The following is a 15,967-nucleotide window of genomic DNA, read 5'->3' as shown; positions in this document are numbered from 1 at the left end:
TATATGCTAAATATTATTCAATCAAACCGGATGGAAGCCCTGCAAGCGCAGTTCCATCAGCTGTTAAAAGTAAACCCATTGCAAAGCCCGTTCGACAAAGAAGTAGTGCTAGTGCAATCGCCGGGTATGTCGCAGTGGTTAAAAATAGGTTTGAGCGAAAACTTAGGGGTCGCAGCGCAGGTTGATTTTCCGCTGCCGTCGAGCTTTATTTGGCAGTTGTATCAGCAATTACTGCCAAATGTCCCTAAAGAGTCGGCATTTAATAAGCCCAACCTTGCTTGGAAACTGTTTGCAATTTTACCAACCTGCATTGATGAACCGCTTTATTTGCCGCTAAAAACCTATTTAGAGGGCGATATAGACGGGCAAAAAACCTTTGCGCTGTGCGAAAAAATAGCCGATGTGTACGACCAATATTTAATGTACCGACCGCACTGGATAGCCACATGGGATAGCGGCAAAGATGAGCTTGATGATGTAGATGTAGCCATTGCCCCATGGCAACCTGATTTATGGCGACGCATTGTAAAGCTAAGCCAAGAACTTGTGCAAAGCCAATTTCATCGCGCTAACATGCAAGGGCAATTACTTGCAGCACTTGAGACGATGGACAATAGCTTACTGCCACAACGCATTAGTTTATTTGGTATATCGGCGATTGCCAGCTCCCAGCTTGAGGTGTTTGAAGCGCTGAGTAAAAAAACCGAGGTTATATTATTCTTTTTTAACCCAAGTGAGCACTACTGGGGCGATATCATAGATGAAAAAACAGCAGCTAAAATAAGCGCTAAATACGCCAAAATGCCGCTGGTGGAAGCGCAACAAAAAAAACAAACCAATCCAGATGAAGAATACTACTTTATTGGTAATCCGTTGTTATCGTCGTGGGGTAAATTAGGCCGCGACTATTTTGAGCAACTCGTACAGCTAGATGCCCGTTGGATTGATGGTTTTATTGATGTGTTTGACGACACCTTACTAGGGCAAGTACAAAGTGAGATTTATCAGCTTGCGTTTAAAGGCGAATCGCTGACAGATAACAAAGAGTGGTTTATAAACGACGAAGGTAAGTTACCAATCAGCGCAACCGACACCAGTATTACGCTCAGCGATTGCCATACACCGCTTAGAGAAGTTGAGCGCTTGCACGACTACTTACTTAACTTATTTAATCAAAACCCAACGCTTACTCCCAAAGACATAATTGTCATGATGCCCGATGTAGGCACTTACAGCCCCTACATTGAAGCCGTATTTGGCGGGGCACAAGGCAGCCGCTTTATTCCTTATGCATTGGCCGATTTAGCCATAGAGCAAGAAAAGCCCGTCCTTAGCTCATTTGCGAGTTTAGCTAACTTACCGTTTTCGCGCTTTGGTGTGTCGGATATTCTCGATTTATTACAAGTGACGCAAATAGCCGAAAAGTTTGGGCTTGAAGCGCACGAATACGAGCAAATTCAATATTGGCTTGAACGTGTAGGGGTAAAATGGGGTATAAACGCAGCGCATAAAAGCAGCTTTGATTTACCCGCTATCGATTTAAATACCTGGCAACATGGGCTCAACCGTTTACTGCTTGGTATAGCCATGCGCGACGAACAATGCCCGTTTAACGGTATTTACAGCGCTGATGAAGTAGAAGGCATGGCGCTTGATACACTCAACAAGCTCGTGCATTTTATTGATGTACTGCAAAGCTTTAAAGAGCAGCTAACGCCCGATGATACGCTCACTAATAAAGCGCATATTTTAAGCGAGCTATTAAGCGCCATATACGAAAGTGAAAGCGACGACAGCTGGGATTTATTAGTACTTCAAAACGTGCTCGAAGAGTTACAAAAACACCACGACAACGGCGATTACAGTAAAGCGGTTTCGCAGCGTATTGTTAGTTACTTAGTTAAACAAGGCATTCAAGAAAAAGGCGTAGGGCAGCGGTTTTTGGTTGGACAAGTAAACTTTTGTACGCTTATGCCCATGCGTGCCGTGCCATTTAAAGTGGTGTGTATGCTGGGCTTAAACGATGCTGACTACCCGCGTAACGTACAGCCCATTGGTTTTGACTTGGTGCCTTATTCTAAAAAGCAAAAAGGTGACCGATCACGTAAATTAGATGACCGCTACTTATTTTTAGAAGCGCTACTGAGTGCCCGCGACAACTTATACATGAGTTACATTGGTCGCTCGTGTTTTGATAACCAACCGCGCATGCCATCAACGCTTGTAAGTGAGCTGTTAGAATATATTGGGCGTAGTTTTGTATTAAACGAAAAGAGTGAAAAAACGCTGCCCGCATGTCTAATTAATCAGCAGCATTTACAGCCCTTTAATAGCCATTACTATTTAGCCGATGAGCAAACCAATACTGTGCTGAGCAACCACAGTTACAATCCAATTTGGCTACCAAGTGAGTCAATTAAACCAGAGCCGGTTATTGCGCTTGATGTGACTGTGCCAGATCAGCTAGATCTCGATGTGTTTATTAGAAGTGTGTGCAGCGCACAAGAGAGCTTTTATCAACAAACACTAGGCTTACGCCTGCCACAATTTAATGAAGTAGCAAAAGACGAAGAACCCTTTAGCCTAGATGCACTGCGCCGTTATTTTTACCTTGATGAAATACTTAAAGCCAATATAAACGAGCAACCACTAAGTACCGAGCAAATACTGCAGCGGGGTGAGTTACCTCAAGCCAATGTAGGCAGCCTCATATTTGAGAGTATGGAGCACCGAGTTGATGCGCTTGCAGGTCAAGTTAAAGAGCACATTAAAGGCGGGAAAAGTGAGCCGATAGAAGTTTTGCTTACCATTCAAGGCACCAAAATAGAGGGCTGGCTCAATCATGTGTATTTGCAAAAACAAGTGTTTTACCGCAGTGCGAGTATTAAAGCGAAAGATTTAATTAAAGGCTTTATTTATCACCTCGCAGCGCAAAGTATGGATCAACAAGTAGAAACATTGTTACTTGGGCTTGATAAGCAAATTACCTTTGCGCCAATTAATAAAGTTGATGCCGATGCATTGTTACTTGATTGGTTTGAGTTATACAAAGCGCTGCGCGCGGAGCCTGTGCCGTTTTTTCCGGTAAGTGGTTATGAATACGTTAAAAGCGGCGGCGATATAACAAAAGCAATGAGCAAATTTAGCCCGCAATACATAGGGCGAGGCGAGGGCGAAAATCCGTATATTCGCTTAACGGTGCAATCGCTAAACGACTGCCAAGAAGAATTTATAAAATGGAGTGATAAATTGCTCACGCCTTTATTTGAACACGCAAAGGAGAGTGACCATGCAAGCGCTTAATCCTCTTACTATGCCGCTCATTGGTCAAAGCTTAATAGAAGCCAGTGCGGGTACTGGTAAAACTTATACAATTACGGGGCTGTATTTACGTTACTTACTAGGTATGCAAATAGAAGGTGAGTTAAATACGCCGCTCAGTGTTGAGCAAATTTTGGTCGTAACCTTTACCGACGCTGCCACTCAAGAAATTAAAGACCGCGTACGTAGCCGAATTATTGCTGCGCGCGACGCATTGCTTGGGCAAGACCCAAACGACGAACTCATTGAAGGCGTAATTGCCAAAATTGATGATAAGCACCGCGCGTTTGATTTGCTCGATGCAGCTGCTAAATCAATGGACGAAGCCGCTATTTTTACTATTCATGGCTTTTGTCAGCGGATGCTAAAACAACATGCGTTTGAGTCGGGTGTGGCGTTTAATCTCGAATTTATTTTAGATGAGCGCGACATATTACTCGAAACTATTAAAGATTTTTGGCGTGCGTTTGTATACCCACTTAATAAAGAACGCACCGATGCTATTTTAGATGTATTTGCCGCACCAGAGTCTTTATTTGCTCAAGTGGCGAGCATTTTAAACAAAGCTAATGCGCACATTACACCACAAATAAATTTAGATGATGTATGGAAAGCCCGTGACGAGTACATAACCCGTGTGCCTGCATTTAAAAAAGCGGTGTTAGAGCAAGAGTTTATCGGTGCTATTAAAGGCTCGGGTTTAAGCGGGTCCAAAACGCCAGCACGAAAAGGCAGCCTTGGTGCGCTTGAAGCATTTTGTTTAGGCGGCGATTTGTTTTTTGAATTTGGCACTAGCAAGTATTCGTTTGAAGTGTGGAGTACAGAAAACCTAAGCGATGTGAGCAATTATAAAAAAAATCAGCCATTATTTGTGCATCCATTACTGAGTCAGTTTGACGAGCTTGCCGCCCTTAACAACACCATAAACCAAGGGCTCAAAATAGCGGTTGTACAACATGCAGCACGCTGGGTAAAAGCCGCAATAGTTAAGCGCAAGCAAGAGCAAAGCGTGATCACCCCAGATGACTTATTGACCAATTTACATAGTGCGCTTAATAACGAGCAAGGCGACGTACTAGCGCACAAAATTGCGCAGTTATTTCCGGTTGCCATGATTGATGAATTCCAAGATACCGATCCGATTCAGTACGGTATTTTTAGTAAAATTTATGGGCAACAAAATACCACGCTTGCCATGATAGGCGACCCCAAGCAGGCTATTTATGGCTTTAGGGGCGCAGATATTTTTACGTATATTGGCGCAAAAGAAGCTGTACAGACTGATCAGCAATTTACGCTGGGTACTAACTTTCGCTCAAGCACAGATATAGTCAATAGCGTTAATAGTTTATTTGGCAAACACGCTAACAGCTTTATTTATAACGACGCCATCCCCTTTAACGCAGTAGCTGCTAAAGGTAAAAAAGCGGAAGACTCTTTTTTAATTGATGGCAAACCCGCGACCGCATTCGAATTTAATGTATTTGTGGATGAAGCCGCAGACGAAAAAAACAAACCAACCAACAAAGGTGTAGGGCAAGCACATTTAGCCACTCACTTTGCTAATAAAATAGTGACCCTGCTTGAAAAAGCAAAACAAGGGGATGCGTGTATTGGCAGTACCCCTGTAAGCGCTGCCGATATTTGTATATTAGTGCGCGACCGTGTTGAAGCACAAATAATGAAAAAAGCGCTAGATGATGCCAAAATTGCCAGCGTGTATTTATCGCGCGAGAGCGTTTTTAGCCAAGAGCTTAGCCATCACCTACTTAACTTTTTAACAGCGCTGCATGGTCAATATGACGAGTCATTGCTGCGCGGTGTTTTAGCGGGTCCACTATTTTGTTTAAGTTATAACGAAATACACGCACTCGCCGATGATGAAAATAAATGGCAAGACTACTTAAACTTTTTTGCACAACTTAGCCACATTTGGAACAAGCAAGGCGCTATGGCAATGCTTGAGCGTTTAATGAGCCACAATCAGCTAAGCGCTAAATGGCAAGGATTGGGATATAACGTTGAGCGTTGGCTGACGGACTTTAGGCATTTGGGCGAAATACTTCAGCAAAAACAAATAGAGCTTGAAGGCACGCTGCGTTTGCTGCGATGGTTTGCACAAAAGGTAAGCCAACAAGACGGTGAAACAGTACAGGTACGCCTAGAAAGTGACGCCAACTTAGTTAAAATTGTCACTATGCATGCCTCAAAGGGGCTTGAATACCCACTGGTATTTATGCCGTTTGCCAGTGGCTATCGCGAAACAAAAGAAGCGCTTTATCATAATAATGGCAAGCTAGTTTACGATTTAAGTAAAGACGAAAATGCCCTGCAAAAAGCAGAACAAGAACGCCTAGCTGAAGATTTACGCCTGCTTTATGTAGCACTTACTCGCGCCGTACATTTTTGTGCGCTTGGTGTTTATAACATTGGGCAAGGACAAAGTAGCCGCTTGGCTATGCAAAGTAGTGCACTTGGGCATGTTTTATTTGCAGGGCTTGAACTTGCCAGTAGCCAAACATGGCGCACGCATTTAAGTGAGTTTTGCGACGCTAACAGCGCGATGAGCTATCAGCAGTTTACATCACAAACATTATTAGAGCAGGGAACACTTTGTTTTAATAACAGTGAAAGTGCGCAGCAAACGTTAAGTGTTAATAAAGTAACGGCAAATATTGAGCGTAACTGGCGAGCAACCAGCTTTAGTGCATTGAGCTTTAAAAAGCACAGCGACCAATTAGCCCCAGGGCGAAGTGATGAAGATCACGAAAAAGACGAGTTTGCAGTGCAAGAAGACGAACTACCATCACCTTATAGTTTTCCTAAAGGGGCAAAGCCCGGTAGCTGTTTACACGAAATATTTGAACAAATAGATTTTACTAGCCCAATAGTTCACCCAACTAATACTGAGCAAAATTTATCTGAAGTAGTTAAGCGCAGCCTTGAAAAATACCACATAGGTGAGCAATGGCGAGAAGTGGCTGAAAAATGGGTGCTTGATGTGCTTGCGTGCCCCCTAGATAACAGTTCTTTAGATAACAGCCTTCTTTCATTGGGTGTGCTCACACCCAAAGATTGCCTAGTCGAAATGGAATTTAATTTACCACTTGAGAGCTTAAGTGCACCAAAGCTAAACGAAATGCTAATTAAACATTTTGGCTTTACGCAAAGTAAGCTTGAATTTTCGCACGTAAAGGGCTTGTTAAAAGGCTTTGTCGATTTAATATTTTGCTACCAAGGCAAATATTATATTTTAGATTATAAGTCTAATTATTTAGGCAGTATGCCAGCTGATTACGAAGGCGATATGCTTGAGCAAGCGATGAGCAGTCATCAGTATCATTTACAGTATTTAATTTACACCGTAGCACTGCATCGTTTATTAAAACAACGCATAGCTGATTACTCAATAGAAACCCATTTAGGCGGCGTGTATTACACGTTTTTACGAGGAATGCCGGCAGGGCAAGGCGTGTACTTTAAAAAGCTAACTGAAGAACAAGTGATTATTTTAGATGGCTTATTTAGCCAAGGAGCCATGCTATGAGCGATTTAAATGAGCAACCTGGCTTGTTTGACGATATAGACGAGACACTTAATAATGAAGCCGTAGAGCCTCTTACTTCAAAAAATGTAGCACAAGATGCCCCATTAGAGGACATTGTGTTAAATAATACGATTATCGAAGTCCCATTACTTGAGTATTTATTAGCACAAAACCGACTACGTGTAGTTGATGTTAAGCTCGCAGAGTTACTGTGTGCTAATGGCATTGAGCAAACTCACAATGAGCTGTTTTATATTATTTTATTGCTGTGCTTATCGCAGCAAAGCCAGCATAGCTGCCTAACTTTAAATGAGGTTGATTGGAGTAATCCTTTTAACTTGCGCAACAGTGACTTTAATAAACTCGATGGCAATGTACCCAGTACGCTAAGCCCGTTTAGTGATGACTTTAATGTACATACAGCGCTTAGTTATTTACAAAACCATGAAAGCGTGGGCGAAAATAAACCACTGCAACTGTTTAAAGAGCGACTTTATTTTGCGCGCCTTGCCGGTTATGAGCAAACACTCGCAGATAGATTACTAAGTATGAGCGAGCGAAAGCTCAATATTAATAATGAAATATTGGCAGAACTTTTAAATACCTATTTTCCTGCTGATTCTGCAATTGAAACTGATTGGCAAAAAGTGGCGTGTGCGATTGCTGCCACCAAAGGCTTTAGCGTGATCACGGGTGGTCCTGGCACAGGTAAAACTACCACAGTGACTAAGTTACTGGCTATTTTACAGTCACTTTATAAAACCGCGCCCCTTAGCATTAAGCTGGTGGCACCGACTGGTAAAGCCGCTGCACGTTTAAGTGAGTCTATTTTGGGCGCTAAAAATAAGCTCACAACGATTCCTGATGATATAAAAACGCTGATACCGCAAAGCGCTCAAACTATTCATCGCTTATTGGGCGTAAAACCGTTTACTAATAAATTCAGACATAACAAAAGCAATCCGCTGCATTTAGATGTGCTGATTATTGACGAAGCCAGTATGGTTGATTTATCGCTGATGGCTAAATTAATAGAAGCATTGCCTACGCACGCGAGATTAATACTCCTAGGTGATAAAGATCAGCTTGCCTCGGTAGATACCGGCAGCGTGATGAGTGATTTTTGCCAAGGTTTAACACTTGGGCAAACGCCACGCTACTCGCAAGCACGCTGTGATGAGCTAAATAGCTTATGTTTTAATAATGAGCCTAAGCTCGTAGCGCAAAGCGTGAGTGAATTTAAACTCGCAGATTGCGTTGCCTTTTTACAGCACAGTTATCGATTTGATGCACAAAGCGGCATTGGCCAACTCGCACTTGCGGTAAACACAAATAACACCGGTATTTTAAATTACGTTGAGCAAGAAAGTATTGAAGGGCGTTTTAACGATGTAATTTTAGATTACGACTTTGTAGCAAAACCAATTGAAAAGCTTGTTAAAAGTGCAGCAAGTCATTATGCAAAATACCTTAACTTAATTGCCCAAGGTGCAGATGTTGCACAGGTGCATGCTGCTTTTGCTAGTTATCAGCTTTTAGCTGCGGTACGAGAGGGCGATTACGGCGTGCATAGCTTAAATCAGCGAATAGAGCGCGTATTGCAACAGCAAGGTTTAATAACAGTTAGCCCTAATACTCATCATTATACAGGTATGCCCATTATGGTGAGCCAAAACGATTACCAGCTTAAGTTATTTAACGGCGATATTGGTATTTTAATGCCCGATGAAAGTAATCAGCTCAAAGCCATATTTATTGATGAGCAAGGTAATCAACGAGCATTTTCGCCAGCACGACTCCCTGCACACGATAAAGTATACGTAATGACTATTCATAAGTCACAAGGTTCAGAGTTTAGTTACACCGTTATGGTACTGCCACCGCTAAAACAAGCGCGCATGGGTATTAACAGGCAATTAGTGTATACGGGAATAACCCGCGCTAAAAATAAGTTTGAGCTGGTGGCTGACAAAAAAGTACTGCAACTTGCAATGAATAAGAGCGTATCAAGAGCATCTGGTTTATATGAAAGGTTACAATTTTAAGCTTAGTTTGTATTTTTGATTAATAATTTAGCTTCAAACTGCTTGTTATTTATCGCGTTATTATAAATGTCTTCTATACTAAAATTAATTTTATATTGAATGTGTTAGTAAGGATATTAATGTTTTTTTCTAAAAATAAGCAAAATGAAATAGCCTCTTTAAAAGCAGAACTCTATCCGTTACGACAAGTGTGGGAAGGGCTTTACCGAGAGATGTTAGTACTGAACATTCTCTATGATGGCAGAATTTCGCACGCCAACGATAGGTTTTTAGAAAACTTAGGCTACAACGAAGACGATCTTACTAATAACTCTTTTGATGATTTTATTACTGATTCATCTCGTCAATCTTCAGAATTTAAAAGCCTACAGCAAGCTATAAAAAAAGAAGGACATTGGGGCGGTGCATTACAAATTGCGCGCGGTGATGGTAAAGCTGAATGGTTACGTTTAATAGTACATCCTGTAAAAGGGGAGCAAGATCAGTTGCTCTATTTTTCTATATTCGGGAGTGTGCTTACAAAAACAATTACGGCTTCCCGCGAGCAAAGCGACACTATCAAAGCGATATATCGCTCTATGGCTGTAATTGAATTTGATTTAGAAGGCCATGTTTTAAAAGCAAATGAGCAGTTTTTATCAGCAATGGGTTATCAAGAAAGTGAATTAATAGGAAAACACCATCGCACATTTTGTGAAGCTTCAGAGTATAATTCCCAAGAGTATCAACAGTTTTGGGCTAAATTAAGAGAAGGGCAGTTTATAGCGGAGCGCTTTAAGCGTGTTGATAAATACGGCAATGTTGTATGGTTAGAAGCGTCATATAACCCAATCTCAAATGACGCGAATGAGCTTTATAAAGTAATGAAGTTTGCAACAGTTATTACAGAGCAAGTAAATCAAGAAATTGCGATATCTCAGGCTGCCGAAATTGCTTATAGCACCTCAACCCAAACGGATAAAAAAGCAGAGCAAGGCGCGAGCGTTATACAAGATACGGTTACAGTAATGACCGAGCTGGCTATTAACATGGAGCAAGCTGCAAGTGAAATTTCAGCGCTTGATCAGCAGTCGCAACAAATATCGAGTATTGTACAAAGTATTAGTAGTATTGCAGAGCAAACCAATTTATTAGCACTAAATGCCGCAATTGAAGCGGCTAGAGCTGGCGAGCAAGGTCGAGGCTTTGCTGTTGTTGCAGACGAGGTTCGATTGCTTGCATCTCGTACATCAAAAGCAACAGAAGAAATAGTAGAAGTAGTACAGCGTAATCAATCACAAACCCAAAATACGGTGGCTGTAATAGAAAAAGGTAAAGAAAAAGCAGAGCAAGGTTTAGCACTATCTAAAGAGTCGGGTGATGTGATGCAGGAAATTCAGCAAGGCGCACAAGAAGTTGTTAATGCGATTGGGCAATTTACCAGTGAACTCAAAGCTAACGGCTAGATTAGTTACGTTCTTATTCTAAAGCGGGCACCTTTACCGGTACCCGCTCAACCTAACCCCCCAATATTACACTCGAAACACCCCTGATAATTTTAAATTTAACAACTATTCTTTATTAACCCATTAAATAACAAGTAATAAGTTTTTTCATTCCTATAAATGATAATAAATTGTTGCATTTTTGTTCTTTGTTCCTAATACTGGTGAACGCCAAGGCTGACAAGGCCTAGTATGAATACCTTAAATGATAATAAAATATTACGTACACAACATTAAGGAATTATATGAACAACACTAAGCGCACACACACATTAATTAAACCAAGTCACCTAATTGGTGCTGGGCTTGCTATGCTAATGAGCTTTTCTGCTGCGAGTAAAGACTACAAAATTATATTAATTCACGGGTTACAAACTTCGCAAATAACCAATAAGTCGGGTAGTGATGTAATTAATGACGGTGAAACATATTGGCAATCGTACTGGAATAATCGTGCAGATGAGCGAATTGATTGGCCTGCTTATGAACGTATTGAAGGTAAAATTGCTACCGATTGGGTGTGGCCAAAGTTAAAGCAAATTTCACGCTCTAATTTATGCAGTGATGGCTGTGTATTTGTAACACATTCAACAGGCGACTTAGTTGCACGCCATATTATTGATAACCAAGAAAACTGGTTAGAAAACGCAGGCTTACAGCCGCTTAATATTGTTGCGACGTTTGATTTAGCAGGCGCGGGCGGTGGAAGTGAGCTGGCTGATGTAGCAGTTAGTGCTTTAACTGGCGCATCATGGAACTTTGCGGTCGATGCAGCACTCAAATGGTGGCTAGGGAGCGATGTAACCGAAGCTGTTGGTGTATTACACGATTTAAAAGTGAATAATGCCCGTAAAATATCGCCATTTCCTGATGCACGTACACCTAGATTACGCTTTGTGGCAGATGGTAATGCGTATTTAGGTTTAACAGGTGGATTTTTAAAAGGTAATGATGATTCGGTTGTAGCATCGCACTCTTCATGTGGTGCAAGTTCGGCTGGCTCGTTTGGAAGTTGTAGCAGCAGTATTGATACAGATGGCCATTTAAAATCGCAAGGTGATGCTGTTAGTAGCTTTATGCCAAATCATTATCCAATGATGATGAGTGACAGTTATAGCCATAACGAAATACATAACGCGCAGCGTAAAGGTAATGTCACAATAGCCATGAATAACGTAAATGTTGAAGGTAATAACGTAGGGTTTAATACGTTTGATAAAACTACAGGTAGTTGGTTTTGGAAAAAACAATATCGTTATATTAAGGATTCAAATAATTTAAGTGCATCAGCACTTATTTATAATGTGATTCCATAACATAGAAGGCGCGTAGTTATACCAATCTGCATAAATCTTTGATCAATTTAACGAATTAAATTCCACTATAACGTCGTTAAAAATTTTTTATTTAGAATAACTAGATACAAAAATTTTTGCCTAGTTCTAGCGTAATTTTCTTAACATTAAATAGACCCCATATATAAGCAGGTTGGTATTAAAAACTATACGCCTTATAAAAGATTGAAATATAAAAATGAAAAAATTTTATGTCGTTGCTTTAATTATTAGCACTATTTTATTCTCGCTATGGTTTACTGGTAAAAATGATGCTCATAAAGTTGCTGAGCCAATAAAACCACAGATTAAACACAGCGCGAACGCACCTGACTTATCGCCTGTAAAAGTGATCCCTATAGATGTGCCTAAAGCTAAAAAACCACAATCAAAAAAGCAAATTGCGTTTAATGAAGACCTAACAAAAGCAGCGCAGCAAGTGGTGATGCAATACGAAAGTGCACTTAAGTTTCCTCCTTATTCCCAACCTTTAAGTCCTTTAGATGAAGATCGATTAAAGCCAAATCAATTTTATCCTGTGTCGAGCCCCATAGGTGAAAGCGGCGATGCTTTAACGGTCAGTCTCAAACAATATCGTTTTGTATATCCAGAAGAAATAACAATAAAGGTAAGCGCTCAAGGGCTTGGTAAAGTGGTCGTTGAACTTGCAAATACTGATACAAAGGAAGTATTAAATACCCATACGGGCAATGCGCGTGACGGTGAGGCAATTATTACATTTAAAGAAGATGAAGATTACCCTCGTAGTTTGCAAGTGTATGTGCAGGGCGATGTTGACGGTAAAAAAGTACCCGTAGTTGCGCAAATTCAATATATGCCGCCAAGTGCTACTTTAACAGGTTTTGAAATTGCTTATGCTCAAAATGAAAACATGGTTATGCCAGCTAATTTAACGGTGATAAAAAGTGGTTTGTATCGTGTTAGGGCGAATTTATATAGTGGTGATACACCACTTGCCCATTTGGTATCTAAGGAACGCTTAACGCAAGGGAGTCAAACCGTAGACTTAAAAGCTCATTGGTCAGTATTACCTAAGGGCGTTACCGATATGCGCTTAAGTGACTTTGTAATAGAAAGAATGTCGCCAAGCCCAGGTGAGCGTAACAGCTTTGGGAATAGTGAAATAAGCCATTTTGATATAAACGATTTCTCGTACGACAGTTTACAGCAGTTGCCGTATCAGACTAATGCACAAGAAAAGTTAAGTTTGGAGTTTTTACAAGGCCTAGCTGAGAGTTAAAAAGACAACGCAATGCTGAATTGGTAAATTTAAGGGGGTTGTACATAAATACAACCCCCTTAAATTTGTTAGCTTAGATATGTTAGCTTAGGTTTATAGTAACTACACTTGGCGCTTCTTGTTCATCAAGCTCATTAGTAACAGGCACTTTAGGAATGTCTGGCTTATCAAGAGCTATATCGCCACCATCAATGACTTCACCTGTTTGTAAGTTTTTAAAATCAAACAAATCAGCATCAGCTAAGTGTGAAGGCACGACGTTTTGCATTGCTGTAAAAATACTCTCAATACGGCCTGGGTGCTCAGCATCCCATTTAGCGAGCATTGCTTTTGTATGTTTACGCTGTAGGTTTTCTTGCGAACCACATAGGTTACACGGAATAATTGGATAACCTTGTGCAAATGCGTATTGGCTTATATCGCTTTCTTTGCAGTATGCAAGTGGGCGAATAACCATATGCTCGCCGTTATCACTCATTAATTTAGCCGGCATACTTTTTAGTTTTCCACCGTAAAACATATTTAAAAACAACGTTTCAATCATGTCGTCACGATGGTGGCCAAGGGCTATTTTAGTTGCGCCTAACTCATTTGCTGTGCGGTATAAAATACCACGACGCAGTCGTGAGCAAAGTGAGCAGGTTGTTTTACCTTCAGGAATAATATCAGTAACAATACTGTAGGTATCTTCTTCTACAATTTTGTATTCAACATTTAATTTATCAAGATACTGAGGTAAAACATGCTCAGGAAAACCTGGTTGTTTTTGATCTAGGTTTACAACAACGAGATCAAACTTTATAGGTGCTACGCGTTTCAAATGTTGAAGCATTTCAAGCATTGTGTAGCTGTCTTTGCCACCTGATAAACACACCATTATACGGTCACCTTCTTCAATCATATTGAAGTCCATAACGGCTTGACCAGTTTGGCGACGTAAACGCTTTTGTAGCTTATTTAAGTTAAATTGAGCTTTAGCTTGATCTGAGTGTGACAATTACGCCCCCTAGTAAAACAATACAGCAAAGTTATTCGCTAAAAATAAAGGGGCGTATTATACCCAAACCACCTGAATATGCGAGTTTAGGATGTAATTAAACACGGTATTTTTAGCAAGTAATATCCAGTTTGTTACTTGCTAAATTTTTAATTAATCTAGTTTCTTTGCCATCGGGCTTACGTAACCATCGGGCTTGAGTGCCAGTACATCGCAGTCAAGGCTATCAATTACATGCTCTGCTGTATTACCTACTAAAGCGGCACTTAAGCCTGTACGACCAACGGTACCTATAACTACTAATTCACTATTTAACCGCTTAGCTACATCAGGGATTACATCCTCTGGTAGGCCTTCTTCAATAAAACATTGCTCTTGGCTTAAATTAAACTCAGCAGCAAGTGCATTGGTTGATTCAATGTGGTGTTTTTTAACTGATTCGTTATAAAGTCCAGGGTTAAACTCAGGAATTTCGATTGCTATATTTATGGGCGTTGCAGGATAAGCATTAACTAAATTAAGTTTTGCGTTGGCAAGTTCACATAAAAATTGTGCGTCTTTAATTACCCGTTTATTAAGTGCTACATGTTCTTCGTTTTCACTAACCGCATTTACAGCAGCTAAAATATTTCCGTTTGCTGGCCATGCCATTTCTTTAACAAACAACACCGGGGCAGGGCATTTTCGTACTAAATGCCAGTCGGTAGGGGTGAAAATAACGGATTTAAGTGCACCATGTTGATGTGTGCCTTTAATTACTAAATCATACTTTTGATCAATTACAGTATCGATTATGGCCTCATAAGGGCGGTTATGCCAAACCACTTGGGTGTCAATATTTATATCTTTGTAAGGTGAAACCAAATCGTTAAGCCATAGCTGGCGATCTTTTAGTACGGCATCACGCATTGCTTCGCGTTCATCGCCAGATAGCATCGTTGTCATTTCATAAGAGAAGTCGTAAACCGTCATAAAGGCGGTAATACTTGCGCCAGATTTTTTGGCTAAGTCTATTGAACGTGATAAACCGTGTTGATCGTCTTTGGTAGGGTCAATAACCGCAATAATGCGTTTAATAGTGTTCATATGCTACTCCATTTGCCTAACGGGTGTACAATTAGTGTAACGCAAATATAAAACAGTTAAAGGGGTAGCATATAAATTGTTGTTCTAAATCAAACTATTTAATTTAGCGAGGCTTAACGATTGCTGCCGTTTTAGCTAAGGCATCATTGTCTAAAATTGTAATAAATTTACCTTCTACTTTAATTAAGTCGGCTTTTTGAAAACGGCTTAATAAACGGCTAATGGTCTCTACGGTAAGGCCTAAGTAGTTACCTATTTCACCGCGAGTCATGGTAAATCTAAATTCTTTGCGTGAAAAACCACGTTCACCAAAACGCTCTGATAAGTTATAAATAAAACTAGCTAAGCGTTCTTCTGCTGATTTTTTATTGAGTAATAACAGCATTTCTTGATCGTATGTAATTTCGCTGCTCATCAAGCGCATTATTTGTTGACGAAGTTTTGGTAATTTACCAGCAAGTTCGTCAAGGGTATCGAATGGTATTTCGCACACCATTGACGTTTCAAGTGCTTGTGAAAAACTCTGGTGCGCCATTTTGCTTATTGCGTCAAAGCCTACTAAGTCACCCGCTAAATGAAACCCGGTTATTTGCTCATCACCTTGCTCTGATAATGTGTACGATTTAAATGAGCCAGAGCGTACAGCATAAATAGCCTGTAAAGGCGCGCCTGATTCAAATAGATAATCGCCTTTATGGAGTGGTTTTTTTCGCTCAATAATTTCGTCTAGCTTATCCATTTCTTGGCCATTGAGTGAAAATGGCAAGCACAATTGACTAATACTGCAGTTATTACAGCTAATAGCACAATTACCTTTAGCGCGACTTTGAGAGAAATCCATAATTTAATCCGTTTAAATTTTTATACACACGACTGCAAAATAACCATAAAA

9 protein-coding genes are annotated in these 15,967 nt (G+C 40.5%); 6 read left to right on the top strand and 3 right to left on the bottom strand.

Annotated features, from left to right (window positions below):
• Window positions 1–3 precede the first annotated feature (3 nt).
• The 6 genes from recC (at window position 4) to QT16_RS18970 (ending at window position 12,992) form a co-directional block, all read left to right on the top strand.
• The gene (gene recC / locus QT16_RS18995; protein WP_039490111.1) at window positions 4–3,303 is read left to right on the top strand and encodes an exodeoxyribonuclease V subunit gamma; all 3,300 of its coding nucleotides are present in this window, start codon (window positions 4–6) and stop codon (window positions 3,301–3,303) included.
• Window positions 3,290–6,868: an exodeoxyribonuclease V subunit beta gene (recB, locus tag QT16_RS18990; RefSeq protein WP_039490109.1), complete on the top strand. Its 3,579-nt coding sequence runs from the start codon at window positions 3,290–3,292 to the stop codon at window positions 6,866–6,868. Before recC ends, recB begins: the two co-directional genes overlap by 14 nt.
• On the top strand, window positions 6,865–8,913 hold the full coding sequence (recD, locus tag QT16_RS18985; RefSeq protein ID WP_039490107.1) for an exodeoxyribonuclease V subunit alpha: 2,049 nt from the start codon (window positions 6,865–6,867) through the stop codon (window positions 8,911–8,913). Before recB ends, recD begins: the two co-directional genes overlap by 4 nt.
• A 119-nt stretch (window positions 8,914–9,032) precedes the next feature.
• Window positions 9,033–10,358 (top strand): methyl-accepting chemotaxis protein, encoded by a 1,326-nt coding sequence (locus QT16_RS18980; RefSeq protein ID WP_039490104.1) that lies wholly within the window; start codon window positions 9,033–9,035, stop codon window positions 10,356–10,358.
• A 284-nt stretch (window positions 10,359–10,642) separates the two neighbouring features.
• Window positions 10,643–11,713 (top strand): hypothetical protein, encoded by a 1,071-nt coding sequence (locus QT16_RS18975; RefSeq protein ID WP_039490101.1) that lies wholly within the window; start codon window positions 10,643–10,645, stop codon window positions 11,711–11,713.
• A gap of 217 nt (window positions 11,714–11,930) precedes the next feature.
• Window positions 11,931–12,992, top strand: coding sequence for a hypothetical protein (locus tag QT16_RS18970; RefSeq protein WP_039490100.1), 1,062 nt, complete (start codon window positions 11,931–11,933; stop codon window positions 12,990–12,992).
• A gap of 82 nt (window positions 12,993–13,074) precedes the next feature.
• Here QT16_RS18970 and ttcA read toward each other — a convergent pair whose 3' ends face one another.
• From ttcA to QT16_RS18955, 3 genes are all read right to left on the bottom strand, one after another.
• Entirely contained in the window at window positions 13,075–13,989 is a 915-nt protein-coding gene (ttcA, locus tag QT16_RS18965; RefSeq protein WP_002963067.1) for a tRNA 2-thiocytidine(32) synthetase TtcA, read from the bottom strand.
• 153 nt (window positions 13,990–14,142) lie between these two features.
• A complete protein-coding gene (gene uspE / locus QT16_RS18960; RefSeq protein WP_039490097.1) occupies window positions 14,143–15,075 on the bottom strand; it encodes a universal stress protein UspE in 933 nt (310 codons plus the stop codon).
• Window positions 15,076–15,178: 103 nt separating this feature from the next.
• A complete protein-coding gene (locus tag QT16_RS18955; protein ID WP_002963069.1) occupies window positions 15,179–15,916 on the bottom strand; it encodes an FNR family transcription factor in 738 nt (245 codons plus the stop codon).
• Window positions 15,917–15,967: the final 51 nt, after the last annotated feature.

The sequence above is a fragment of the Pseudoalteromonas distincta genome (assembly GCF_000814675.1).
GTDB classification, from domain to species: Bacteria; Pseudomonadota; Gammaproteobacteria; order Enterobacterales; family Alteromonadaceae; genus Pseudoalteromonas; species Pseudoalteromonas distincta.
This window is presented reverse-complemented; position numbering and strand designations above follow the sequence as displayed.